Genomic DNA, 25,985 nt, shown 5'->3' with positions numbered 1-25,985 from the left:
TATCATTATAGTTATAGGCTGAATCAGATAGGCATACAAGATAATTTTTAAGCACGTGTTTGTCCTAAAATCGTAAGCAATAAATGACGTTTGTGTGGCTGATATCGATGTTCGTAAAGATAGATACCTTGCCATGTGCCTAATGCTAACTTTCCATCATGCACTGGAATAGTAAGGCAGGTTTGGGTTAGAACCGTACGAACATGCGCTGGCATATCGTCCTTACCTTCAATCACATGCTTAAACAATGGATCGCCATCAGGAACCAACCGCACTAAAAAATTTTCCAGGTCCTGGCGAACTTGTTGATCATAATTTTCACAAATCATTAATGAAGCACTGGTATGCTGAAGAAACAACTGACATATGCCTTGCTGAATCGCTGTAGTCGCTACAATAGCTGCGACCTCCCCCGTAACATCGGTAGTACCTCTCCCAGAAGTATTTAGGTAAATCGAATGTTGTTCAAGATTCATTAATTACCTCACTAACCAAAAGTAACTCGTGAGAAGTATTCATCCTATTCAAATCCCGGATAAAGTGTTCATTGATCTGATAAAGCAAGGAATCATTAGGCAGCATTTGAATATAACCAAGCTCTTCCAGTTGATTTAGAAGAGAAATAATTTCTTCAGATAAATCATAGCGTAAACGAGGAACAGAAGAATTCATGATTGCCATTTTGTCCACTACAAAGAATTCCCGAATCTGTGCATTAACAGGCTCATTAATATCTTTTTTAAGTTGCTCCATAAAATGAGAATGAGTCTGAAACAGCTCATTTAATGCCGTTTGTTTCTCATTTTTCTTTATCGAGCTTGTACTACTCCCGCCTAAAAATAATTGCACGCAATATTGGCCTATAGCACCAATCATGCAACCCATAACTAGTCCGGTTGAAAAAGAAGAAGCCATGATTACTATTTTCCTTGGAACGTTAACTTACACTATAATAATTTAAAACAGGTGCCGATTAAATAAGTGAGGATACCAAATGAGTATCGAACGATTTATCCAGGCCCAGCAAGGACAAGACTTTTTCCCTACCTATACAGAGGCATATAAAGAAATTGCCCAGGGTCGCAAAACCAGTCATTGGATATGGTATATATTTCCCCAGCTACAGTCACTAGGACACAGTTCAACAGCAAAGCACTTTGGCATTGCAGATTTACAAGAAGCCTGTGATTACTTACAAAATACTACACTTTTTGAACACTATAATGAAATTCTCCATCTGGTTTTAAAGCAATTACAAGTAATACCCCTTAGAACCTTAATGGGAGGAAGCATTGATACGTATAAATTAGTTTCCAGTATCACGCTTTTTCGAAAGGCAGCCTTATTACTTAGTGACGAGAGAGAAGGAGAAACAGAACAGGCTTATCAGGAATTTATTCGCTGTTGCGATTTAGTTTTGCGTAAAACAGCAGATCAAGGCTATCCACCCTGCCAACATACTTTGGAATTTACTTAGATATAGATTGGGGTAGCCCAGGGGCCCCCCAAGCAGAAGAGCACGCAGCTACGCCCCCTTCGTCAATTGAATAAACTGGTGCAAGTCGCAAACTGTACCACCACAAGCAGGGATACTAACTGGCTTACCATTATAAGTCACTTTAACTGTGTGGGAACCCGCATCACTTTCATAAAGTGAAAAATTAAGATTCGATGCATACGGTGGAGCCTGCTCCAAGGGTGCTCCTAAAAAGCTTAAGGAACTCGCAATAGTCGTATCATGAGCCGATAATAAAACATATTTCAGCTTGGACTTATTTTGACTACCCTTATTAAGATAATTAGCAATATTAGTCATTATCTTACTGCTATAAACACGAGCAACCTGTTGAGGACGTTCTTGTGCCATAAAAGCCCAATTACAGGCATTAATAATGTCATTAACATCTTGTGAACTTAATCCCTCAGGCAATGGGGCGCGGTGTATTTGATGAATGTATAAGGTATCACCAAGTAATCCCAAATCTTGCAACTTATTAATTTGCATCCCCGTTAAAGAGCTCCAACGGGGGTATCTATCTTTCAGTTCATTATTTTTTTGTTGCCACTCTTTAGTTGGATAAACATACTGCTGCATTAGCTTTTCCCGCACCTGAGTGCTTACAGGCTGTACAATGACATCATCAAATTTATACGGTGCACTAAAGACAGGTATGGGTTGAAACGAATGAGGTAACGCAGGCATAGCTGTTTCTGAAGTATTAGGTCCTGTTCCAGGAGGATACAAACCCATCAGTAAGGATTGAGCACTCATGAGCGTGCGATCATAATCGGTTGAGCGAACATACATAGTCCCTGCTTCATAGCGTTCTGGCAATAGATGGGTCTGCTCCACGTATTTTTTACGAAACTCCACCCCCATATTATGCTCTTGTTGCATCCCTTCTGCAGTTAACTGCCCTAAACCTGAGGTCCATTCATAATTTAATCCAGGAATAGAGACAATTGGTGTTCTGTCTCCATGACGAATAATGTCCACGGCAAAAATAAGTGTATCTGCTGCAAATAACAATGAGGGGATACTGAGTAGTAATGCGAGTGTCAGGCAACGTTTATAACCCATTTTAGCTCCTTAATTTCAATCATGGATAAAGCAAAACGGATCATACCATAAAAAAACCATAACCAAGCAAACAGTTTGAACTATATTTCATCCAAATGAATTATTAAAAAACAAAACAAAGTTCTTTTATTTATACCCCTGCCTGACGACATTGATTATGAGCCATTTCGGGACAAGCAGTAGCACAATTGATAGTTTTTGTTTTTTGGCACTGAGCCATACAACGAGAAACTGTTTTTTTGACACATAACTCTTGTGCCTCTAGTTGAGATGCGTTTGCTGTAAATGCTAAGAAAAAACATAAAATCAATGTAGTTAGCTTATATCTGCTCATAACAAGCTCTTTATTCCATCAAAGTTACTATAAATTTAGCATAATTAACTTGTTGAAACTGAACAAATGGAGTAAAATTCACACAATTCGCTCGTTAATAAAAAAAAGTGCAACTTAAGGCTCTCTTAATCTTAATAAGTTACACTGCAGGCACATTAAGATTTAGATGTTTGAATTATGCAAAGACACAGTCCGACAAAATCGATCTCACAACAAGACCCTAAGCATAATTATCTACCTTTATCCCTTAAAGCAGATTCTGATTGTCAATTGTCGTTAACCTCTAGCAGAAGGACATTCCCATGCCCATGAAAGATCAATTATACTCAATATTAAGCAAGTACCCTTTCATTCATATTGATACAGTTGGAGAACTAACAATGCTTGTTCCATTAACTGGAGCAAGAACCGTTACCGCTGACTTCACAGCAGGCACAGGAAAAACAACCTCGCTTTATCTTTTCGGGGATAATACCTGTCAATCAGACATTGAAAGACAAAAATTCTTTAAACCAAACGGCAGTGAATCGCATTACTCGAGTTTTACCAGCTTATTTTCTTCTCTTATTAGAGAGTTAGAGGGTCTAAAGAGGACACAACAAATTGAGAAGGATGGAGCTGTAATTCAGTCCATCATAGACACATTAAATGAGCAAAAAAAGGAAGCTATTAAACTTAAAGACACTAATCCCGACACAGCCCTCATGCAGAATGATTTTTGCCATGGTACTCAAGGTTTTACTGTTAAAGGGGAATTTATTGTTAGTGGCTCACCGGATAATGTTAGACACCTAAACCTGCCAAACATATTAAATTTAACCATAAATGGGGCAGACAGGCATAAATTTCTTCCTTCAGGTTTGGATCAGGATAATATTTTCACTAATCTGGCTTATATTCCCAAGAAAGGCAAGGTTGAAAAAAAAGAAGACCCCTTAGATGCAAATATCCGCATAGCGATAAGAAGCAAAGGCATCAAAACTTATCAAAAAGGATTAACTCAGAATCCAGCCCAATTATTTCAAACGGTTTATAGTTCGCTAAAAAATAGTTCTTTTAAAGAGGCACCCGATCAATCCGATGAATTTTTTGATGGCTTAGCAAATAATTTAAAGATGGTTTATGGAGACACGGAAGATTACAGCACATACACCGAAAATGAGCTTATAGAGGCAACGGTTCTCATCTTGAGACAAACTGGATTATTTATCCCCCGCGAAGAAAAAGAAGAAAGCAAACGTTTTTCCACCATCTATCATCCGGCAATCCAAGAGTTTTCCTCGCTAAATGGAGCTAGCAACACCACAAAAATAAAGACTTTTAAGTTATTTACACTGCAAACTTTTCTTTATGTGTGTGCATTACAACTACGCCTTAAAAACACAGATGATGCCAAAACATTTCTTTCAGAACTACAAAAAGCCAGCTCAGCGGAAAAATTGATTGCGCAATTATGTAAGAATGAATCTGAATTCATGCATATGCTAGAAACACAGTATGGCATTTCTACTCCGGAATATGAGGCAATTGTTGATGCAACATTTGAAATAATTACTGACCATGTCGAGGTTCCTCATTTTGATGAACTAAAAGTAGCATGTTTATCAGAAGAATTGGAAAAGGCACATTATATAGTCTTAGGTGGCAGACTCTGCTGGAGTACAGTTGAAATCACCGAAAATGGAAACATAAATAGTGAAGAACAGAAAAAAGAGCGATTTAAAACAAATTTCGAACAATTCTTCGAACACGCAGAAGCATATCTTGATCGCCGCGAACACCTCCGTTCACTCAATGAATGGTTAAAAGACGGAGCGGAATATGAAGAAATCGCTTTACAGTCACTAGAATATAACGCAGAGCATTTTTCTTACTCTCAAAAGTTACAACTTTTGGAAACCGCTATTATAAAGAAAAAATACCTATGTGCTGAATTTTTGGTGGCACAAGGAGTGCATAACGACACTCTATTCGAATTAGCCTTTAAACAAAGCCCCGCGAATATGCAGCTAATTAACTGTTTTGCTCGTGTTCATAACAGTTACATGATGAATTATGCAACTGCAAGACACTTAGCTACGGCCATTCGTGAAAATAACTTAGACTTCGTTAAAATTATTTTAACGCTAGCTCCCAACTTATTAGAAACCCAACTTCCATCAGGATGTACCCCACTCTTATATGCTTGTGATGAAGGTAAAACCAGATTAGTAGACTATTTCATGTCAATAGGAGCTAATGTTCTTGCGACTTCGACCACCCAAACAACGGCCGAAAAACTTGCAGAGCATTCACAGAACCAGAGCGCAATCAATAGATTATTGACTGATTATCACTTACGAGTAAGAGAGCAACTTAATGCTGGAAATAATTTTCCATTCCTATCCACCCCTGAATATTTCTTAACGGCACTAAAACGGGGGAAGCAGCAATTAGTGGCTGTATTATTAGAATTTTTCCCTGAACTGAAAAATGCAATTACTATTCAAGTTTTAATTGAAGCCATACGGAATAACTCACTGCCAACGGTCCAGGCAATATTAGCCATAAAACCTGAGTTATTAAATGAGGTCCATGAATATGGAAAAACTCCATTATTTTATGCCTGCCAATTAAAGAGTACACCTATTGCGCAGCATTTAATGGGAGTTGGCGCAGACATTTTTAAAGCGGATTCCCAAGGAACATTACCTCGTGATGCAGCATTAACAACAGAGATCCGTGATTTATTTATACCTTATTATCAGAGACTGTCCCCTGACTCTGAACAATACCAGGCTATATTCACTAGTGAGAACTATAGATTAGCAATCATGCGAAATGACTTCGGTCTAGCAGATTGCATTCTTCAAGCACATCCCGAATTCATCAACGAGATAACACATGAAGATATATTTAATGCCATAAATTTTGACTCGCTTGAGGCAGTGGAATACATTTTAAAACATAAACCTGAATTATTAGAATATAAAAATCAAAACAATAAAACACCGTTTTTTTATGCCTGTGAAATTAATAATCTAGCAATAGCAAGATATTTAATGATGCAGGGTGCTAATATTCATGCCGGAGAAATTACTGCATTTCAACCTACTGCAGCAAGTTATTCAGGTTATACGCTACGTAGAGTGCAGGATCTGAGTTCACAAGCAGCCCGAAGCATAGTAAGTACTTATAGTCATTACTTACACAATATTCCAGTTAGCAAATTTAATGCAGGCCATATTATTGATGCGATTGATGCACGGGATTTAAGGCTTACTACCTATTTATTGAATCGAAAGCCTGATTTAAGAAACGAGCTTAGTGAAATTGACTTACAGCATGTAAAACAGCAACAAATGCAGGAAAGACTATACAGTCGTTATGAACAATTGATACAAGAATTACATGAAAAACGTGATACTTTCCCATATTCAAATCAAAAGGGTAGTCCCTATGTTGCCCTGAGCACACTCAGCAATGAGCTCAAGGTTGCAGGGGAAAAATTCTTTAAGACTCATGCATCTTCAGACACAGTGCAACAATTTGACTCCGCATGTACAGAAGCACTTAACACAGCAGATCAAGTACTGAGTATTCATCGAGGATGGCATGGATTCCCTCTATGGATGAGAGCAATTGTCGGGATTATTGCAACAGTAACCTTAATTCCAGCAATAACTGTTCATGCAACAACGTCAAAAGGATATGTTGGAACATTCTTTAAATCTTATGAAACAGATTCAGTAATGCGTACGAAACAATTCGCATCTGAGTTTGAGACCATGAAAACTGAATTACTAAGCGTTATTTAACCGTAGCCTGGATGGAGGTGCGAAATCCGCCCCTCCATCCAGGCTACAGTTCTTAAAAATACCTTGCTTAAACTCTAAAAAAACAGCAAAGAAAAGCTCAGCTAATATTTCTTTAATATAATTATATTAAAATTACCCCCTGTTAAAACACTCAAAGGAAAACAATGCCTAAAATTATTATCTTTACTGATTTTGATGGTACTTTAAGCGGAAGAGAAGGCGGTAAAACCGTATTTGAACCATTTTATCAATCACTACTAAATGGCTATGCTCCTGGAAAAATCTTAAACTATAGACAAGCACTATTAAAAGACAAGGATACCGTGCAAAGCTTATTCGAAGAAAAATTTGGGCCATATAATGAAAAGTTTAATTATGAGCAAGATGGAGCTGACCATCTGCTAAGCCCTGAAGCAGTTAAATTTCTTCATACGATGTTAAGCAATGATGACGTATCCGTACAAATCATTACTAAAAACCGCCAAGATTACATTAAAGCCCTACTGACCTACCAAGGATTTAGCGAAGAAGAACTCACCAAATTAGGCATTTTCGATTCTGTACGAAAAGACATGGCTGTTAAAGGATTTTTATCCATGCAGACAGATACTATCTCCTCTATTTATATACTGGATGATAACCTAGAGGATTTTAATTACATGGTCAATGCTGCTATATCTTTTGGATTGGCAGAGAGTCAAATCCAAAAATATTATAAGATGCCAGGCACTTTTGAATGGGCTACATATCAGCAAGATATTCATCATCTCCTTCAACAATCCCAGGCTGACAACAACAAAGAAAGTGAAGTTATAGAATTAGCAATTGATTTGCTTGCCTGCGAGGTGGCCACCGAAGAAAAAGCCGCAATCACCTCTAAAAACAAAAAAGAAATGCCTAAACCTTCTTTTTTTAGCTCAGCACACGTACCCCAAGGTACTGAGCAAGAGACTCCGGAAAAAGGTAACACTCCGGTTTAGAGCTCAGGTTGGGCCATGAGCCCAACAATTTAACGTCCTTAAGAGACATCAACCGGAATATTCAAAAGAAACCACATTGTTCGTATGCAGCAAATTGGCTCGTATTAGCTCAGCCAAAGTTCTAATTTCCATCTTTTTCATAACCTTAGCCCGATGAGCTTCTACTGTAGAGATGGATATATTCAAATCATATGCAATCTGCTTATTTAATTTACCCTCAATAACTAAATCCATAATCTGCTTTTCTCGTTTAGTTAAGCTTTTTATCCGCTGACAAAAATCTGAATGTAATTGGAAGCTATTATTTTGATTTTTTTTCAGGCAACTTTGCGTGATCTCTAATAAATCCTGATGATTTACTGGTTTAAGAATAAAATCAGCAGCCCCCGCTTTCATCGCTCTTACTGCCATAGGAATATCACCATATCCCGTGATGATAATTACGGAGAGTCGATTTTTGGTTGTATTAAGATATTCCAATAATTCAAGGCCACTTATTATAGGCATTCTCACATCAATAATCAGGCAACCGTGTTGGGTAGCATCATAATTATCAAGAAAATCTTTGGCATTCTCATAAGTTTGTACTCTAAGATTAACTGACTCAAATAACCAACGAAACGACGCACATATTTCAGGATCATCATCAACAATAATAACCATTGGCTTATTTGGCATATCGAGAATCCTTATAAAACATGATCAGTTTAAAGCAGATACCATTAGGTACTAACTCAGCGGATAAACTGCCACAATCGGTGGTAAAAAGAGTACGACAATAAGTAAGCTCGTCCTCTACGCTCTCTTCTTTTATTGGAAAATTGCTGGTTATGGTCATGCTCAATGCATTGTTTTGATGGGGTTTCGTTTGAATGACTAACTCACTTTGCTCTATAGCATTTTTTTCTACAGTACCAATGCATTGTTTCAATAACCGAAATAAGACACCTTTAAGCTGAGATTTATTGATATTAAAGTCAGGAGAACATTCGTGGAAGTCTAAAGTTAATCTGATGTGATGATGTTTTATTTCGAAGAAAAATAAAGAGCTAATCTCGGTAATAATACTAGAAATATTAATACCCTCTTCTTGAACGATTAATTGTTGCATCGAATTAATTTTATTCTTAAATAACTCCGTATGCTCATTAATTTTTTGTAATGCACTATTCATTTGACTGGGGCTAAGCTCATTTCTTTGTAACTTAATTTCACACCCACCTAGATAAGCTTTAATTACTGTTAATGGCTGATTTAACTCATGAATAAACTTCAATAGAAGTTGGGAATGTAAATTCTTTTGCATTAATCCATTCATCTAATTGCTATATCCTAAAATTTCCTATGAAAAAGCCCATTAAAACGTTTACTTAATATAAATAATATCAATACATATACCTATATTTTGAGCCATTTTTTATATGTTAATTTATTGAATTTATGTAGTTTATTCTGGTTATCCTTAATATGCGTTAAGTAAAATTTCTTAGCATGCACAAGATAAAACTCTTGATGACACTCCATGAATGCAAATCTAACACAAAGATAAATAATATCCAATTTGCTTAGGATACTTATTTATAAAACAAAAAAATAGCAGTAAGCACTATATAATAATTTGTCACCTCATGAATAATATGTTGGTATAAGCCTTGATTGAGTGCGTTAACTGGGAGACTAGTTGTCAACACACACCAACCAAGAGTGAACAACTTTAGATTTCAAACATTCTTTTAACAATTGTGGTTTTCCATAGCATGTACTACGAGGATAAACTACATAGACATCATACGCTGCCAAAAGCGCAAATCCCTACACATCAAAATGAATTGAGTAACCGTTTCTTGTCTATCTAATTCAATAAATCCTGCGTCCGGTTTAATAATATGAAACATCCGTTTAAAACCCGTAGCAAATGAAGGTACATAGCCTATGTATTTACAGTGAAAATAAGCATCCCAGATAAACTCATACATTTTAGGATGAAGCAATTCAGAATCACTAAGAAAAATAGCTATGGAGTCAAATAGAGCGGAAGGAGAACCCAGTATTTGGGTATGAAGAGCCACTGTTTCATGATTATTCAACATTATCTCTCCCCCATGGCATCCAATGAGAGTATAAGAGGCTTTTTCATTTTCGATTTCTGCAAGTAATTGTTTTAAAATTAATGCGTTTGCGCCATCTTCAATTAGAATACCCACCCTTCTTCCAGAAAAATTTTTAGCTGCCTGAGAGAGACGGCTAGCCACCTTCGTAGGCTTAAGATCATTGCGAATTGATTTTGCAATGTCATAAGCTGGAGGTAAGTTATTAATACCAAACTCTTTTGCTACATCATTAGATGATTCAGAGGGATTAAGATACCCATGTATATCAAAGCTATACGTATGAGGCTGGATATGGATATATTCTTCATGAGCTTGTTTTTCTTCTTTATTCTGATTATTAGCATGATTCTGATTACTTTTTTTCATAAGACCCATTCCCTCTGGAGATGAAAAAAACGGTGATACTCTTTGATGTTAATAATTTTAATTCTGGCTACATTCGATAACAATCCCGAATTGAGACAGTATAATTAGTGGAAATCCATAAAAGAGCGTAGCTTGGAGCGAGGCTTGTGGCTGCCTATAAAGGAAGATTTTTCTTATCATCCGGAATCGGAGGTACATGATTAAAAAAATTCACTATTAATAAAATAAACAACAACACTAAAGAAAAATAAAGGAGAACTTTTGCAAGAAGGATAAGCGTAGGATTTGTCCCTTTATATAAGTAGATTGCCAGAAAAAGCGCCACAGCAAAAAAAATAAATGCTCCTGCTAACATGTAATTTATTCCTTTAGTTGAACATCACTTTTTAATTACAATTTAGGCAAAAATGAACAGTATAGCAAATGAATTCCTCCCCCTTCATGTTGCTTAGGTCCATCTTCTAATGGCACTTAGTCCAACATAAAGTTCTGATCTGACTTGATACCTTATTGGACCGTGGGCCTGAGGTATCGACTCGTTTTTATTATGGTTACCATGAAGGCGGAAGCCATGCATGACTGGTTTCTTGCTTCCCAAAGGATGATAATTTTTTTGAAAATATTTTACATACTAAATTGTTCAAATAAAACTAGTCGATACCTCAGGCCAAGACCCCGACCTATAAATAGCATCTTTAAGTTAATAGCAGAAAGAGGCTTCTTTTATCTCTAAGCCGCCCTCTTATTGTGCGCAATTAACTTTAATAGTGCCTGAGCTGCTGCAGTAGATGATGCAGGATTCTGTCCAGTAATAAGACGACCATCAACAATTACAAAACTTTGCCAATCAGGGGCTTTTTCAAACAGCCCACCAAGCCGCTTCAGCTCATCTTCAACCAAGAATGGCACCTCATTAGTAAGCCCTACCGCAGCCTCTTCACTATTACTAAAACCAGTCACACGCTTACCTTTTACCAGAGGTGCACCTTTGTAGGTTACTCGATGCAATACACCAGGTGAATGGCATACTAAGGCAACAGGCTTTTCAGAATTGTAAAAAGACTCAATTAACCTGATTGAAACAAGACTTTCAGCAAGATCCCACAAAGGCCCATGACCACCCACATAAAATATTGTGTCAAAATCATTAGCATTGATATCGGCAAGTTTAACTGTTTGAGAAAGTGCTTTTTGCGCCCGCTCATCCTTTTTAAAACGCGCCATCGCAGGCGTTTGGTTTTCAGGTAAATCGCTCTTCGGGTCAACTGGAGGCTGACCGCCTTTAGGGGAGGCTAAAGTTAATTCAACACCAGCATCAGAAAAAACAAAATACGGTGCAGCAAACTCTTCAAGCCAAAAACCTGTCTTGCGCCCTGTATTACCCAATTGGTCATGAGAAGTTAACACCATCACTATTTTCATTTTCGTTCTCCTTCCGTATTTTAACGAATGTGAACTTGATTCTACTGATCGTGAACGATGATAAAAATTATGATTATACGGATGTAGTTCCTTAAACGTTCATGTGCAGCCAATTTTTTTATTTTTTAGAATCCTATTTTATTAATTTTAGTTCAAATTAATGGAGTTGACTAACAACAGCCGAAAGCCAGGGTTTGCGAGGTGTGAGCAGATGAGCAATGTAACTTTTGATAAAACTCTAAAACAAATAGTACTGTCATCATTCAGTAGCGAATCAACCAGTAAGTCCTTGTTCGGTGTTTTAAACAAGGCCAATTTACTCAAAAATCACTATATTTACCACAAAGCCTAGAATCAAGCATAAGTTATACTGTACAATTAACTAACTAAACTATCAAACTACACACAAACTATGTTTATTTACGTTGAAGGGTTTATTGATTTACCCACATTTCAAAAAAAAGCCAAAGAGCAAAATTTAGATCCCAAAAAAGTAGTTTTCTTATTTCCTGGGAACTCTGGTCATCATGTTAAAGGCACAAATCTTTACACAATCAAAGGTGGCGGAGGTCTGGCTATTCCCGCACAGAACTTAGGACGTTTAGGTTACCCCGTTCTTAGCCTACCTACCACAAGTATGGAGAAATGGTCTTCGGATTCAAAACAACAACAAACTGTAAAAGATGCTCTAGCTGATTTATATCGTGCAGTGGGTGCAGGCTATCACTTGCTATTGCCAGTCAGATCACATGACGACACCACTTATTTTGATTCCGGTTTGGCAGATACGAAAGACCTCCTGGAACCCAGTTTTTGGGGACAAAATCTCAAAACACCCAATAAGCCCCTAGCCACCCACTACATCCAAGAATTGGATAAATTAGCAGTGTTCATAAAATTGTCTGAGGAAGAGCGCCTTAAAGCAGCACAAGCAGACAGCACCAATCCTTTCTTTGAGGCCTATTTAGATGGACTGCAAATGAAAGAGGATGATCCATGGTTGCAATTACCTAACACTGTAAAAAAACAATTGCCTTCGGTACAACCTAAGCCAATCTCCTCCCCGATAGTAAAAAAAGAGGAAGTAATTGTTACCACACCAAGTGAGAAGCCTCAAAATAAAGCAAGAAGTATCCCCTCACCTGTCACCCCCATCAAAGTTGATGCAGAAAACTCCAACACAGATTCTAAAGACAGTGCTGCTTTCGATTTTCTAGTGTATGGTTCCCTCTTTGCAGCGGGTTTAGGAGGTCTTGCCGTAGCTGTACTGGCTTGGCCTGTTATTGTCCCCGCCTTGGTGAGTGCAGGTATTATTTCTGCGAGTACCGCTACAGTAGTTGCGCCTGCGCTTATAGCAGCCGGGCTAGTAGTTGCTGGTACTGTTACCGCTTTTAGCTTTTTTAAACCATCAACTGCAGACTCTTATGCAGATAAAGAAACTGAGGATACCTTAACACCTGTTCTATGAATTATTGCTGCCATGAGCGCAGCGAATTTCTCAGTGAATAACGGGATTAGACTCGTTCTATAACCAATCGAGCCTAATCCCGTTAGTTTTATGAGCTGTGAAACCCGACGACGGCCCCAGATTATGTTATATTTAATTCATTCAGCGCAATTGTTAAACAGAGATAATAAAAGGTCATATTATGAAAAAGCTTAATAAAATTTTAGGATCTAATTTTTTAGATGCTATTTCAAATGGAATGAATGAAAACAGTGACTACCCTAGTGCGAGTATTCAAGAGCCCGGAGGTTATTTCTGTATCACTGTGGAAGCTGGTAAAGAAGCAAATGAAGAATTTGACCAAATGATGAAGATTTTTCCTGAGTTATGTGCACAGTATGGGATCCCATTGTTGTCCAACCATAATGAATATATTAGGAAAAGAGTGCCTCCAGGTGCTACTGACCTAATTAAATATGAGTTTTTTATTAGTCCAAATGATCTTGATAGAATTTTGATGAATGAAAGTGAATTTTATCGAGGGTATCGTTCTACTGGGTCAATTTTACGTTTAGCTTATCCTTTGCAAGAGGCTTTTAAAATAGATACTATCTGTTTATTTCCTGTATTGGAAATGGATTCCAATCAAATAATGCTGCGTATAGCGGGTTGCAATGGTAGTGAAACCATAACTACTCAATTAGCTTATTATTTTACTAAGTATCTTTCTCTTGAAGTGGGCTCGGCTGAACTCTATGGCCATCATATAGCTCCTATTGTAGAGAAAAAAATAGGGCTGTATGCTAGCGATTTTTTAGAGATAGCTCTTGAAACTATAGGGATAAAAGCTCAATTGAATCATCAATCTGAAGAGGGATTTACTGTACTTTCCTTAGAGGGGGAAGCCCGTGAATTCCTTGTTGAGATAGATTCCGAAGCCAGAACTATTTATCGTCTATTAGGGGTAGTAACTCCTGATGAACTACCTAATCTAAAATCGATAGAAGTTCCCATTACTAAATATCTTCAGGCTTTATTTAGTAAACTTTCTACTAAATGCACGTCTATGGGAGAGGAGTTAATGGAGATGGGGCATAATATTAAAACGCTACAACAGGAAATAGAGACTTTATCAAAAGAAGGTGAGGTAACTGAGGACATCAAGAAAAAAACAAGTGAATTAAGTCTGATTACACTATCCTATAAATCAGCTCATGAGCGAATTGGCCGGTATTATAATGGCGCGGAAACCATTCTAGAAATACTGAACCACATCTATAGTGAGAAAATAGCAAAGCAAACGACTGAGAATCAAGCAAAAGTATTTACATCGTTACCATTAGCCCCCACATTTTATCAAGCCGCAGAAGAGAAAGGGTTAAAGGATGGAGGTTCTCCTCAGATAACTCCCGGAAAGGCCTAGCGCTCTGGAGAGTGGGCTCAACATGAGAGGATGTTCATTCAACTGGGCCGCCTTATTGGTTATCTAAGCCCCACCATTAGTCTGACTAAAGTCGCTGAATATTTAAAGAAAGGTTCGCAAGTCTATATCGAAGGGTAAATTGCGTTCCAATCAATGGGCTGACAATGAAGAGAAGCACGTCAAGCCTTAAGCATTGTTGTTAGCCACATTCAGCTTCTCAGTTCATCAAAATCAGCTAATGAATCCAGTAACAAAACCGCAGAAGAGCACATGGCTCAAATGCGTGAAATGTTGCAACCGGATTCAGAAGAAATTCCTTTTTAATCATACCCTAACACGGGAGCAAGCTCCCGGGTGGGATTGCTCCATTTATATAAGGAGATAATCCCATGGATACCCCTTCAATCTATGTCGCCTGTTTAGCATCGTACAATAACACCATCCTGCTTAGTGTTTGGATAGATGCTACTCAAAGTGAAGATGACATCATGAAAGAAATCTGGGAAATGGCGGATAACAGACCAAAACCCAATGCTGAGGAATACGCCATACATGATTATGAAGGATTCGGTAGCATAAAAATTCTTGAGTACGAAGGAATAGGCAATATTATGGAGTATGCCTCATTTATTCAAGAACACGGAGAACTAGGCTTAGCCCTTCTCTGTGATTATTCAGTGGATGATGCACAAACCATGTTGGATGATCATTACCAAGGTTATTATAATTCAGAGGTTGATTTTGCCAGGCAGTTATTTGATGACTGTGTAACCCTCCCTTAAAATAGTTGTACTTCCAAGTAGAGTTGGTTTTACTCACAGGTTTACGAAGAGAAAAAGTTGCAACCTTATAATGGGAGAATGTCGATCTAGCAGCAAAAACCTTTATAGTGGTTAAAACGAAAAACAATGAATCACATACCCTGCCCCTTTGTGATTTACTCTACGATTTAATGAGCACTCGTCATCAGAAGAAAATTAATGATATGTATTCCAGGAACTGGTGCTGCTGGTCATATTATTGAGCCACGTAAACAAATGACTAATATAACCAAAGCATCTGGTGTCCGCTTTACCGTTCATGATTTAAGACGTACCTTTATCACTATTGCTGAAAGCTTGGATATTTCTGCTTATGCGCTTAAACGTCTAATGACTCATAAAATGAGTAATGATGTGACCGCTGGATATATCATTACAGATGTCGAACGGTTGAGAAAACCAATGCAATTGATTAACGATTATTTTTTAAAGTGTATGGGCGTTATTAGATCTGCTGATATTATACGGGGTTTTTAGTTATGATTGATGAAAATGGTTAAGAGCGAATACTGTTTTGACATTAGATTATTTACTTAGACCAGCGAGGTTTACTAAGTTAATACTTTATAAAGAGACTGTGGATAAATTTTAATCATCTAGGATTTGGCAGACACTTTCTGCCAAATTGAAAATTCCAAGCATCAGCATGTTTCATTTTGGAACTCACTGCTTAGATTTTCAAAGTGAACTCTAGGGATTTCCGGAGAGTTCAAAATTAAAGAATATAATATTATCCAGCAGCACTATATTGAATATTAAAATCTAAGGCCTTAGCAATTGGTTTAGAATTTTTCCCAATTTTCTTCATTTCAATAATTCCGTAGCGAGCCATTGTGCTAAGTGTACGACTCAAATTACCAGATCCACGTTTACTTAAGGCAGCAATCTCTGAACCTCCCTCGATTTATAGGACACCTTGTTTAATGGGTATAATCCCAGTAACGAGGAGTTATGATGAGCAACAACAGCTACACAAAAGAATTTAAAATAAAAGCAGTAGAGATCCTTGAGCAAGGGAATAAGTCAGTAAGGCAAGTTGCCAAGGAACTTGGGGTTGCTGAAAACAACCTATACAACTGGCGTAAACAGTTACATAAGAAACAAGAAAAAGCGTTGCCTAATCAACCCCAACATGATGAGAAAGAATTAGAGTTGAGACGTCTCAAAGCTCGTGTTGCTGAGCTTGAAGAGGAGCGCGAAATACTAAAAAAAGCCGCGTTTTTCGCCAAGGAAAACCAGCGCTCTACGCAATGATTAATGATCAGTCGGTTTTCCATACCACTAAAAGGCTTTGCCTCATTTTAGGTGTTTCAAGTAGTGCCTATTACGCTTGGGCTAAGAAAATGCCTAGTCAACGTACACAAGAAAATGACGACTTAAGTCAGATCATAAAGGAGCAGTTTGTGAAGTCACGCCAGACTTATGGTGTTCCACGAATCCAACAGGCATTACGTAAAACAGGCAAGTTTCATGGTAAGGCACGGATAAGTCGTATTATGAAACAAGAAGGACTTCAACCAAAGGCAGCAAGGCGTTTTAAAATAACTACCAACAGTAAACATAATAAGCCTGTAGCCGAGAATATTTTAGGCCGACAGTTTAGAACTCACTGTTTAAATAAGGCTTGGGCATCGGATATCACGTATATCCATACAAATGAAGGATGGCTTTATTTAGCGACTGTAATCGACTTATATAATAGAAAGATTGTTGGTTGGAGTATGGCAACACGGCTGGTTACTCAACTCATTGAGGATGCTCTAGCTATGGCCATTAGACGCTGCAAACCACCACAAGGAGTGATTCATCATTCGGATAGGGGTTCACAGTACTGTAGCGATACTTATCAAAGGCTTTTGAAACAACATGGTTTTATCTGGTCAATGAGTGGTAAGGGCAATTGCTATGATAATGCAGTGATGGAAAGCTTCTACCACACGTTGAAAATTGAACTACTCTATGGTGAGAAATATAAAACCAGAGCGGAAACTCAATTGCTTATATTCGATTACATTGAAGTGTTTTATAATCGTCAGCGACTACACTCCACTCTGGGGTATCAGACACCAGATCAGTTTGAGTTAGCTGCATAAAGTTGGTGTCCGGTATTTCGAGGCAAGATCACTCTTTAAGTAGTTTTGGTCGTAATATATTAATACGATCAGGGATCAATTTCGCACGATTTTCATTTGCCTCAAGGGTACCAGTATGATTCATCTCACTCATTAACTTTTACCCATTTTTAATTTCCGCCTATCTAAAATATAGATTAATTAAACGACTAGTCAAAATGTTATCAGAAGGTCTTTTTTTAATCAATTATACAATAGAATCGATTCTGTTAAACGCTTGCTGAAAACAGGCGCAGTTTTATAACAAAATAAATCTTTGGTAATTTTTTTAAGCGGAAAATCGGGCAGGATTATAGATTATTCTGTTTACAGTAATTTCTAACCGTATCATCCAATTAATCTACCAGTACCATGAACCATCTTTATCTTAAGTTTTAGAGCTATAGCGTATAACCCAGAGTGTCATCTGTGGTTTAAATTATAAACTAAAATGACTGTTTGTTCTGCGTCACTGCAAATTTCCCAGCAGTGACGCAGACATATTTGACATCGCTCCCCCTCCAACATCAAGTCCTAAAAGACCATTCGTCCTGACGCCTTAATTCATCCAGAATTAATAAGCCATCGTTATGCAAAGCAGCTAATCCTTCAAGTCCATTGGTGGTACTGCGCCATAATCGACAATAAGCCTGTGGATTACCCCAAACCGAAGCCGCTACTTTTAAAGTGGTGCTTTTACCACTAGAAGAAGCACCACTGAAATGAAATCCACCAGCAATCTTTGCTAAAGCAGGAGCAAAAGCAGCGGATATGGCAAAAACTAACCGAGAATTGCCAGAGGCAAGACGGCCTATTGATTCTCGCCAATCATCTACATTACCGGAAACAGACATAGCAGATTCAATCGCATGACTATTTTGAAAAACAATTTTTTCAGAGGAGTGTCCAAAAATTTGTGAAGGAGTGATAAAAAGGTTTTCATGCCATCCCAATTTCTCGACACAACGTGCCCGATCTTCAACAGGGAACACCTGCAAATAAGTAGCCAGAATTCTATGAGGTGAAATGGTTAAACCAAGGCTGGCCAATTCTCGCCTTACTTCAGATGCATCACCTTGTAACAAAGCTAATGGCATTGCCCATTGATGAATGACTCCATCATCATCTTGCCATTCGAGTAATCGACCCCACTCCCCACTTTTAGCATCACGAGTTTTAGCCACCACATACAAAGGAGATCAAATCCACTTTGGCGCCATTAAATTACCGTCTTTATCTTTTCCAAGAAAAGACACGCCCTGCTCATTTAATTTAAAATGACCTCCAGCGTATTCACAAGTTATAGGACTATGACCGTTTTTGTTTTTTAGCGTAATAATTTGATTTTGCAGCATCACTGTTACTTCGGCAACGTTCATGGCAGATAGAAACTCTATCGATCCTAGAACAATCTATTTTTTCTATGGAGTTTATTCGTTGACCAGAGAAAGGGATTCTCCTACGTCACTAGTAGAGCGATAGATTTTCTGTTGCTGAAGAAAAGACAGCACATCGATTTTGCAATACAAAACCTTATGGCCTATTTTAAGATAGGGAACGCCCTTTCCTTCCCAGCGATTGCGCTCCAAAAGTTGGGTGGAGCAATCTAAAACAGCAGCCAAAGTATGTTGATTAAACAACGCAGAAGTTGGTGCAGATTCAAATTCGTTTAACAGTTGTAAACGAGATGGTTTTTTATTCATATGGAACCTCATCAAATGATTATTCATTCAGCTTAATGCCGACGGTCTGCGTCCTGCTCGATGAATATCAGTTGACTGTCCGGCCGGATAATAGTCGTGATATTTCATTTTCCGTTACTTTTACAGAACGGTGGATCCGCAAAAGTTTACTGCTCGCGATAAGTATTGCTTGGAATTTAAAAGGCCGTCAAGCCTTTTAAAGGCTGGTGATCTGATTGTTATTAAATGCTATTATTTGTTAATAAAAAAATTATCTGGCAAGATTTGTCCCATTTGTCCCAAACGAACTTTTTCCATTGGGACACCTAAAATATAGTGTTTATAAGGTTGTCCCAAGTGTCCCTATTTTTTTGACACAGTTATCTTCAAATTCAACGGACCACAACTATTTAATGGATATCTAGAAATAATATACAAATCAAGATTTGTTAACAATTTATTCGATATGTATCATTATAATTCATGAACCATGAAATTCACTTAATCCTCAAGCATCAAGCATCAAATATAGTAATTAATGCTTTTTTATTGACAAAAATTTGCCCGATTCGTATGATTCCCTCGAATGAGCAATAATAGCTCATCATGTAGTTCCTTGCCCACACTCTGCTGTCAAAAAATAATAATAAAATAGTAAACATGGACTCGTTAAAGACAAGATAGTCCCTGCGTGATTCATTTGTCTATTAGTATTTTGAAACACAACTTTTTCACTGCTTTGGCCAATAGACATTGAGGCAGTAACATAAACATCCTGATGCCAGCCTAATCTATCCACACATCTGGCTCTGTTTTCCACTGCTACAATTTGTAAATAGGATGCCAATAAATCACGGGCTGACTTACTGGGTGAAATGCTTAACCCCAATCGAGCTAATTCCCGTCTCACATCGATGCTGTCGCCTTGCAGTAATGCCAAGGGCATTGCCCATTGATGGGTGACTTTATCATCATCTTGCCATTCCAGTAATCGACCCCATTCGCCACTTTTTGCATCGCGCGTTTTTGCCACAACATGCAGGGGCGAGCAGATCCAACGGGGTGGTAAGGATTTGCCTTCTTTATCATTGCCAATAAAATAAATACCTTTAGCGGTTAATTTAAAATTGCCGCCAGCATATTCACAAGACACAGGCTGTATGGTTTGAGTTTGGTTCAAAGTTAATTGTTTATTTTGATACATGACGCTCTCCAACGAGAGTTCATGGAAGGTCTATTACCCCATAGATAGAGATATAACCTTCCTTGAACGGTTATATGCCTATCAGTTGTTTACTAAAGCCAGTGATTGATCTTGATCGCTGCTTGTACAATAGGTTATTTGTCGTTGGAGAAAATCCAATACTTCGCTTTTACGATATAAAACCTTTCTACCCATTTTAATATAGGGAACACCAATGCCAGACCAACGATTACGTTCAAGTAATTGTGTCGAACAGCTTAAAACAGCGGCAACAGTATTTTGATTAAACAGAGCCGAATTTGGTGCAGACTCAAATTCGTTTAAAAGGTGTAATCGAGATGGTGTGTTGATGGATATAGAAATACCTCTTCAATTGATGTTTCAATCGGCTCAAGTGCCGGCCAGCAGCATCCGTGCTGTTGAAAACCAGTCGATTCCATATCTATAGTTCATCTATTTAGGATAGATAACTACTCAGAACTTAAAAGTTGTCCTACTTCCAACCCTACAGCAAATTCTGAATACTGGGTGACTTTAAATCTCCTGAAAGCATTTTCGATGTAACTAAAGCTTTCTCAAAGTCTGTGGAGATTATTAGCTTGATTTAAAATGGGTGTCAAGGGGTATGGTTTGGGATTTTATGATTGATATCGAATGATATTATTTTTGAGATAACCACTCTTTTGCAAATTGTATAATGGTGTTGATTGCTTCCTGCCAATCAGCAGTTTCCGGGTTATATACTAACGGGCCAATAAATCGTTTATATCTTTCTTGATGTATTGGATCGTTAACTAATAGTCTCAAACCATGCTGTAATTCTGCCATCGGATTATTTTTAAATTGCGGACTTTGATTACCAAATTGTTCAATGTCAATTTGAATCACTTGGCTCACCAGACTTCTAAGTATCTCATCATCAATTAAATCTCGAATAAGATGAAGATCATAAACATGACGTACTAAAGTCTCATCATCGTCTTTCGTATTATCTCTATCAAAAGCGGCTGTTCTCCTTAATAAAGCAACAAACTTCTCGCTGGCAATTGATGAAATAGTTGCACATGGGAAGTTATTAATCTCAGGATTTTCTTTAGCCACTTCAGCATAGAGTGAAGCTATCGGTTTTACTATAGCAGGTTCAAGTAAAGCTGACTCTGTAAATTCCAATTTTAAGTGTGGGCGTAAAGCATCGATTTTGGGATGATGGATTGGATACTCGATAAGAAATGTTTGGTATTTCCCTTCACTTAACTTATGAAACTCTATTATTTTAAATAAATTGGAAGATTCTAAGGCCGAGTTGATCTGCTCGTGAATCGTTCTTCGTTTCTTTCGTTGCTGATTTTGTGAACCCGTATTAGAAACAGATGGTACTAATTTAAAATCAATATCCTCCGACATGCGGTAGGTGTTTCTATGTGCCTTGGCTAAACATGTCCCGCCTGAAAATACTAAAGAATAACCTTCAAAGGAAATTGAGCTTAAAGTTTTAATCAGTTGGACTGCGTAATAATCCTTTTCAACTATAACTGGATTTTTAATCCCTAGCGCATCGGCAACATCAGCAAACAAAGATGGATCAGTTAGCATGTTTTAACAACTCAAGTTTAAATTTATCAGTACCTATTTTACGGCTGAATCTATCCAAAACAACCACTTGAGTATTCACTGGTATTTGTGTAGAACCGCTTTGATATGCCTTGACCGCTTCAGCGGGTTCCCAATTCACTTGTAACCGTTTTAAAGCTTCAAGAGCAACCTCATCGAAACCACCCTCAGCTGCTAACATTTTCTTACCTGTTAGTCGATTAATACGCGCCTTTGCATAAAGGCCATAACCAATTTTGATTATCTCACCTTCAGTTTCTAAATTGCGAAGAGCTCTACCAACTTGATCATAATCACCTAATTTTCTAAAATCAGAACGCACAAAGACTTGCTTGTTTGAGCGGCGAATTTTTAAAGTAATTCTGCTTTTAAGGGTTAGGTGTTTCATACGGTTTATAAAATTATTGAACTTATATTTACTATAGCAAAAATACGACATTTTATCAAAAAAAAATACGACATTATTAATATCAATAAGCACAATTAATATATTGTTTTTTATAAATTAATTAAATTTATAGATTACCATCAGGAGAACAAATTGAATTTAAAGGAAGAAACCATGCTACAGGCAGCAACATTGGTATGTACAGCAAAAACCCAAGAAGATGCTATAAAATATTCACAGAATATCAAATATTACTTCATAATTGTCGATTTATATTTTCATTTCCCAATGGGGCTATGCCGGGTTTGTCTATTAATCATAACTTTTCTGCTACAGGCGTAATTCGTAGTCTTTTTAAAACAGATAAGGTTTGGCTTTTAGATAGAACTACACTAAAAGAGATGTATGCCCAAGGAAGCACTACTTTTCCAATTGATTATTCAATTTCTTTAGATACTCAAGCATTAAGTTATCTTGAACCGTATATTAATGACACAAGCAACAGAGTGCCTGCTGATTTTACAGAGGTGTTTGAGTTTTTAGCTCGTATCGATGTTAATGTTGATCCAATGCCTTATTTATATGAAAATTTATTTAAGGAAGCATCTGAGGTTGATTTTGACAAAATATTCTCGAAATACAGAGCCTACGAAATTTTAAGATCACTCGACCTCGAGCATTTGCATACTAACAAACAAATTAGATCTAAATTATCTCATGAGCACCTCAATATACAGACCCAAAAAAATCTGGCAAAAATAATGTATGGTATTGATGATCCTGTTAAAGAGCATTTAAATCTAAGAGTTGATTTTTATTATTGCATCCTTCTTAAAATAGCAATAATTCATTTCTATCGTCCAAAACTAACAGTTGCCCAAAAAATGGAAAAGCTACTGGATTTTATGAATACCGAATTAACAACAATGTGTGTACGCGAACTGATTATTGCTTACGAGTTTTTTAAGCATGATACAAAACTAAAATTCTTTGGAAAAATACAAAATAATAATCAAAATATCATCCAAGATATCCGCAATATGTCATGGGACTTTTTTCATATTCGACAGTTAGAAGAGAACTCATCAATTAAGTTTAACGAAGCACGTTACTTCTTTTCGTCATTATTAACTTTTGATAAAAAGTTTATTCAAATAATTGATTTATGTCCCTTAAAATGCATCGCATATTTAGATGGAATTAAACAACCCATGCCTTTTTATGATGACGACGCTATGAATGAATTTAATCGTTTTATAAACGAACATACGGAATTAAATCAACGCTACTTCTCTAACAAAGCGGTGATCTCACGTAGTAATCGTAGAAAGAAATTGGATAGCCTTAAAAATTTAATTGGTAAACTTGAAATAGAAATATCTCAATATAATATTTCGTTAACAATTTAGACTAAGTAAGTAGTTTGGTTCAAAATGACAAACCTACAGCCCCTTTACTTGGTCTTGCTAATTCCTTTGTCATATTTCAGCTCTTTGCTTCGCAGTAGGTTCCAAAATGGAACCTACTGCGAATCTCTGAATGTAGGTCTATGTGAGCTAATCTTGCGACCGACTTTTGATACCTCAATATTCTGACATGTGGAAACCTTGATTGCGTCTGTCGACTCCATCAAGGCTACATTTTATATTTATTTTGGTTCGGATAATGACTGTTTTTATTCTTCGACACATGTTCGACACAACAAATTGAAATTTTCAGATATTCACGTAACTCATTGATTCTACAATGCCGCTGTGCGGAATCGAACCGCAGACCTTCTGATTACGAATCAACAACTCACCCCACTAAGCTCCAGCGGTAATTCTAAAAGTATAACGTAGAATTGATCAAATTTAATAGCTCATTTCGTTGTTGTGTAATTGCTCATTTTTTCCTATAATCCCTTGCGTTTTTGTCAAAAATAGTTAAAAATGCTCAAAAATACTACATTAAGCTGCGCTTTCGTTTGCTTTGGTGCGATTTTGGTATTTGCTGTAAACTATTTTACTTCTTTTAAGAGAGAATTGTTTTAAATTTGTGGGGATGAATATACCATTAGTTCATCAGCGTTAACCTAAAATATAGTGTGAGAAATAAACAGCCCGTGGATAATAGTATTTCAAAAGTAACTAAGCCTATTAAAGATAGTGGTTACAGCCGTGGATTGAAAGATCGACATGTTCAATTAATTGCCCTTGGGGGAATTATTGGTTCCGGTTACTTCTTAGGTACAGGCGAGGTGATTAATTTAGTTGGTCCTGCGGTTTTTATAGCCTATGTACTTGGTGGTTTAATTATTTTTCTAACTATGCTTTGTATGGGTGAGCTTGCTGTTGCTATTCCCATTTCAGGTTCTTTTGTAACCTACACTGCTGACTTTATATCCCCTTCTGTTGCCTGTGGCGTGGGGTGGTCGTATTGGATTAGTTGGGTGGCCTATATTCCTGCGGAGTGTGTCGCGGGGGGTATCATCATGGAGATGTTTACCGGCGTCAATGGCTATGTTTGGGCTATTTGTTTTGGCCTTTTAATTACTTACATTAATCTTGCTAAAGTCGATACCTTTGGAGAAATCGAATTTTGGTTGGCTTTGATTAAAATTTTGGCTTTGCTGGGCTTTGTTATCTTAGCTATTTTAATATTTTTTGGCCTTATTCACGGTAGTGAGCCTGCTGGTGTTATAGGTACTCGATACATTTTAGGTGAAGGCGGGATGCTCCCTAATGGGGTGATGCCTTTATTGACCGCGATGGTGCTCTTGCTCGTTAATTATCAGGGCTCTGAAATTATTGGTCTTGCTGCGGGTGAGTCTGAAAATCCTGCGCGGATGATTCCTCATGCGATTCGTAATGTGACCTTTAGAATCCTGTTTATCTACATTATTCCTATATTTTGTCTGGTGTTAATTTTCCCTTGGCAAAAGGCAGGTTTAGCTAATTCAGTATTTTCTGATGCACTTAACTTGTATGACTTAAAATGGGCAGGAACAGTCACCAGTTTTGTTACCCTTAGTGCGACCCTATCCTGTGCTAATTCCGGCTTTTATGGTACGGTTCGAGCCTTAAATGCGCTTGCTCGTGATGGCATGGCACCTCATACTTTTGCTAAGTTCAATCAGAATTCAGTTCCACAAAATGCGGTAATCGCTACTTTAGTTATGGTGTGGGTATTGTTGGGTGTTGGTTTCTTCTTTGGGCAAACAAAACTTTATATTTCCTTGCTTTTAGTCTCTGGCTTTACTGGCACTTTGGCGTGGATTTCTTTGTGTCTTGCGCAAATTAGATTCAGAAGCCGATTGTATCAGGCAGGATATACTACTGCGAATCTTCGTTATGTGACTCCTTATTCTCCTTATACTGGGATTTGTGCAATCGCCTTGATGTGTATTGCTTTATTTTTCTTAGTACTTAATAAGGACCCTGCTTATAAATTAGCATTTTATATTGGGATGATAAGCTTTATTATTCCTATTATTATTTATAAGCTGTTTGACTTGTCTAAGAAAAGACGTAAAGCTTTGCATCTTAAGACTCGCGTTAAGTTTCAGGATTTATTCCCGCCAGTGTGATTGGTCACGGAATTATCTTTACATTTGGTGTAGCCTGGTTGCTTGCAACCGGGTTGTCTTTTAGGGTAATTCGGGATGGTGCGATCCCGTATTACGCTGCGCTAGTAGGGGCTACGGTTCTTTGAATTTACGCTTTGTC

At 37.4% G+C, this 25,985-nt stretch carries 22 protein-coding genes, 1 tRNA gene and 5 pseudogenes; 12 read left to right on the top strand and 16 right to left on the bottom strand.

Annotation, left to right across the window (positions count from 1 at the left end):
• Positions 1 to 47: 47 nt before the first annotated feature.
• The gene (locus J2N86_RS06440; protein WP_252581959.1) at positions 48 to 476 is read right to left on the bottom strand and encodes a secondary thiamine-phosphate synthase enzyme YjbQ; all 429 of its coding nucleotides are present in this window, start codon (positions 474 to 476) and stop codon (positions 48 to 50) included.
• A complete protein-coding gene (locus tag J2N86_RS06435; protein WP_252581956.1) occupies positions 466 to 915 on the bottom strand; it encodes a hypothetical protein in 450 nt (149 codons plus the stop codon). The genes J2N86_RS06440 and J2N86_RS06435 overlap by 11 nt, the downstream gene beginning before the upstream one ends.
• A gap of 79 nt (positions 916 to 994) precedes the next feature.
• Here J2N86_RS06435 and J2N86_RS06430 point away from each other — a divergent pair, with 79 nt between their 5' ends.
• A complete protein-coding gene (locus tag J2N86_RS06430) occupies positions 995 to 1,477 on the top strand; it encodes a DUF1810 family protein (protein ID WP_252581953.1) in 483 nt (160 codons plus the stop codon).
• 48 nt (positions 1,478 to 1,525) lie between these two features.
• Here the strand turns inward: J2N86_RS06430 and J2N86_RS06425 are convergent, their stop codons facing one another.
• Both J2N86_RS06425 and J2N86_RS06420 read right to left on the bottom strand, forming a co-directional pair.
• Entirely contained in the window at positions 1,526 to 2,581 is a 1,056-nt protein-coding gene (locus J2N86_RS06425; protein WP_252581950.1) for a histidine phosphatase family protein, read from the bottom strand.
• Positions 2,582 to 2,711: 130 nt separating this feature from the next.
• The gene (locus tag J2N86_RS06420) at positions 2,712 to 2,915 is read right to left on the bottom strand and encodes a hypothetical protein (RefSeq protein WP_252581947.1); all 204 of its coding nucleotides are present in this window, start codon (positions 2,913 to 2,915) and stop codon (positions 2,712 to 2,714) included.
• A gap of 308 nt (positions 2,916 to 3,223) precedes the next feature.
• Between J2N86_RS06420 and J2N86_RS06415 the strand changes: the two genes are divergently transcribed.
• Both J2N86_RS06415 and J2N86_RS06410 read left to right on the top strand, forming a co-directional pair.
• The gene (locus tag J2N86_RS06415) at positions 3,224 to 6,712 is read left to right on the top strand and encodes an ankyrin repeat domain-containing protein (RefSeq protein ID WP_252581944.1); all 3,489 of its coding nucleotides are present in this window, start codon (positions 3,224 to 3,226) and stop codon (positions 6,710 to 6,712) included.
• 164 nt (positions 6,713 to 6,876) lie between these two features.
• A complete protein-coding gene (locus J2N86_RS06410) occupies positions 6,877 to 7,692 on the top strand; it encodes a hypothetical protein (protein ID WP_252581941.1) in 816 nt (271 codons plus the stop codon).
• Positions 7,693 to 7,740: 48 nt separating this feature from the next.
• Here J2N86_RS06410 and J2N86_RS06405 read toward each other — a convergent pair whose 3' ends face one another.
• The 5 genes from J2N86_RS06405 to J2N86_RS06385 form a co-directional block, all read right to left on the bottom strand.
• Entirely contained in the window at positions 7,741 to 8,370 is a 630-nt protein-coding gene (locus tag J2N86_RS06405) for a response regulator transcription factor (protein WP_252581938.1), read from the bottom strand.
• Positions 8,360 to 9,010, bottom strand: a complete 651-nt coding sequence (locus J2N86_RS06400; protein ID WP_252581935.1) for a sensor histidine kinase — start codon at positions 9,008 to 9,010, stop codon at positions 8,360 to 8,362. Before J2N86_RS06400 ends, J2N86_RS06405 begins: the two co-directional genes overlap by 11 nt.
• 457 nt (positions 9,011 to 9,467) lie before the next feature.
• Complete coding sequence (locus J2N86_RS06395) at positions 9,468 to 10,169, bottom strand: type 1 glutamine amidotransferase family protein (RefSeq protein WP_252581932.1); 702 nt, start codon at positions 10,167 to 10,169, stop codon at positions 9,468 to 9,470.
• Positions 10,170 to 10,323: 154 nt separating this feature from the next.
• Positions 10,324 to 10,524 carry a DUF1328 domain-containing protein gene (locus J2N86_RS06390; protein WP_252581929.1) on the bottom strand — a complete coding sequence of 67 codons (201 nt, stop codon included), beginning with the start codon at positions 10,522 to 10,524 and terminating at the stop codon, positions 10,324 to 10,326.
• 374 nt (positions 10,525 to 10,898) lie between these two features.
• Positions 10,899 to 11,591 carry a type 1 glutamine amidotransferase domain-containing protein gene (locus J2N86_RS06385; RefSeq protein WP_252581926.1) on the bottom strand — a complete coding sequence of 231 codons (693 nt, stop codon included), beginning with the start codon at positions 11,589 to 11,591 and terminating at the stop codon, positions 10,899 to 10,901.
• A gap of 412 nt (positions 11,592 to 12,003) precedes the next feature.
• Here J2N86_RS06385 and J2N86_RS06380 point away from each other — a divergent pair, with 412 nt between their 5' ends.
• From J2N86_RS06380 to J2N86_RS06360, 7 genes and pseudogenes are all read left to right on the top strand, one after another.
• Positions 12,004 to 13,059 carry a hypothetical protein gene (locus J2N86_RS06380; protein WP_252581923.1) on the top strand — a complete coding sequence of 352 codons (1,056 nt, stop codon included), beginning with the start codon at positions 12,004 to 12,006 and terminating at the stop codon, positions 13,057 to 13,059.
• A 181-nt stretch (positions 13,060 to 13,240) separates the two neighbouring features.
• Positions 13,241 to 14,461 carry a hypothetical protein gene (locus J2N86_RS06375; protein ID WP_252581920.1) on the top strand — a complete coding sequence of 407 codons (1,221 nt, stop codon included), beginning with the start codon at positions 13,241 to 13,243 and terminating at the stop codon, positions 14,459 to 14,461.
• Positions 14,462 to 14,542: 81 nt separating this feature from the next.
• A pseudogene (locus J2N86_RS16165) lies at positions 14,543 to 14,785 on the top strand (single-stranded DNA-binding protein); the annotation flags it as partial.
• A 65-nt stretch (positions 14,786 to 14,850) separates the two neighbouring features.
• Positions 14,851 to 15,228, top strand: a pseudogene (locus tag J2N86_RS06370) (antirestriction protein ArdA); the annotation flags it as partial.
• Between the two features lie 38 nt (positions 15,229 to 15,266).
• Positions 15,267 to 15,759: pseudogene (locus tag J2N86_RS06365) on the top strand (tyrosine-type recombinase/integrase); the annotation flags it as partial.
• 474 nt (positions 15,760 to 16,233) lie between these two features.
• Positions 16,234 to 16,536 (top strand): transposase, encoded by a 303-nt coding sequence (locus J2N86_RS16225; RefSeq protein WP_407658974.1) that lies wholly within the window; start codon positions 16,234 to 16,236, stop codon positions 16,534 to 16,536.
• Positions 16,533 to 17,375, top strand: a complete 843-nt coding sequence (locus tag J2N86_RS06360) for an IS3 family transposase (protein WP_407658973.1) — start codon at positions 16,533 to 16,535, stop codon at positions 17,373 to 17,375. The genes J2N86_RS16225 and J2N86_RS06360 overlap by 4 nt, the downstream gene beginning before the upstream one ends.
• Positions 17,376 to 17,941: 566 nt before the next feature.
• Here the strand turns inward: J2N86_RS06360 and J2N86_RS06355 are convergent.
• The 6 genes and pseudogenes from J2N86_RS06355 to J2N86_RS06330 all read right to left on the bottom strand — a co-directional run.
• A pseudogene (locus tag J2N86_RS06355) lies at positions 17,942 to 18,748 on the bottom strand (DUF927 domain-containing protein); the annotation flags it as partial.
• Between the two features lie 75 nt (positions 18,749 to 18,823).
• Positions 18,824 to 19,096 (bottom strand): DNA-binding protein, encoded by a 273-nt coding sequence (locus tag J2N86_RS06350; protein ID WP_252581917.1) that lies wholly within the window; start codon positions 19,094 to 19,096, stop codon positions 18,824 to 18,826.
• A 685-nt stretch (positions 19,097 to 19,781) separates the two neighbouring features.
• Positions 19,782 to 20,279 (bottom strand): annotated as a pseudogene (locus tag J2N86_RS06345) (DUF927 domain-containing protein); the annotation flags it as partial.
• A gap of 81 nt (positions 20,280 to 20,360) precedes the next feature.
• Positions 20,361 to 20,636, bottom strand: coding sequence for a helix-turn-helix transcriptional regulator (locus J2N86_RS06340; RefSeq protein ID WP_252582387.1), 276 nt, complete (start codon positions 20,634 to 20,636; stop codon positions 20,361 to 20,363).
• Positions 20,637 to 20,939: 303 nt separating this feature from the next.
• Positions 20,940 to 21,872 carry a nucleotidyl transferase AbiEii/AbiGii toxin family protein gene (locus J2N86_RS06335; RefSeq protein WP_252581914.1) on the bottom strand — a complete coding sequence of 311 codons (933 nt, stop codon included), beginning with the start codon at positions 21,870 to 21,872 and terminating at the stop codon, positions 20,940 to 20,942.
• Positions 21,862 to 22,371 carry a DUF6088 family protein gene (locus tag J2N86_RS06330; RefSeq protein WP_252581911.1) on the bottom strand — a complete coding sequence of 170 codons (510 nt, stop codon included), beginning with the start codon at positions 22,369 to 22,371 and terminating at the stop codon, positions 21,862 to 21,864. Before J2N86_RS06330 ends, J2N86_RS06335 begins: the two co-directional genes overlap by 11 nt.
• A gap of 104 nt (positions 22,372 to 22,475) precedes the next feature.
• On the opposite strand from J2N86_RS06330, the gene J2N86_RS06325 reads away from it, so the two are divergent.
• Positions 22,476 to 23,687 carry a hypothetical protein gene (locus J2N86_RS06325; RefSeq protein WP_252581908.1) on the top strand — a complete coding sequence of 404 codons (1,212 nt, stop codon included), beginning with the start codon at positions 22,476 to 22,478 and terminating at the stop codon, positions 23,685 to 23,687.
• A gap of 338 nt (positions 23,688 to 24,025) precedes the next feature.
• Here J2N86_RS06325 and J2N86_RS06320 read toward each other — a convergent pair.
• A tRNA-Thr gene (locus tag J2N86_RS06320) sits at positions 24,026 to 24,097 on the bottom strand.
• Between the two features lie 285 nt (positions 24,098 to 24,382).
• Here J2N86_RS06320 and J2N86_RS06315 point away from each other — a divergent pair.
• Complete coding sequence (locus J2N86_RS06315) at positions 24,383 to 25,846, top strand: amino acid permease (protein ID WP_252581905.1); 1,464 nt, start codon at positions 24,383 to 24,385, stop codon at positions 25,844 to 25,846.
• Positions 25,847 to 25,985 lie beyond the last annotated feature (139 nt).

The sequence above is a fragment of the Legionella lytica genome (assembly GCF_023921225.1).
GTDB classification, from domain to species: Bacteria; Pseudomonadota; Gammaproteobacteria; order Legionellales; family Legionellaceae; genus Legionella; species Legionella lytica.
The sequence above is the reverse complement of the archived record's forward strand: the minus strand, read 5'-3'. Positions and strand labels throughout refer to the sequence as shown.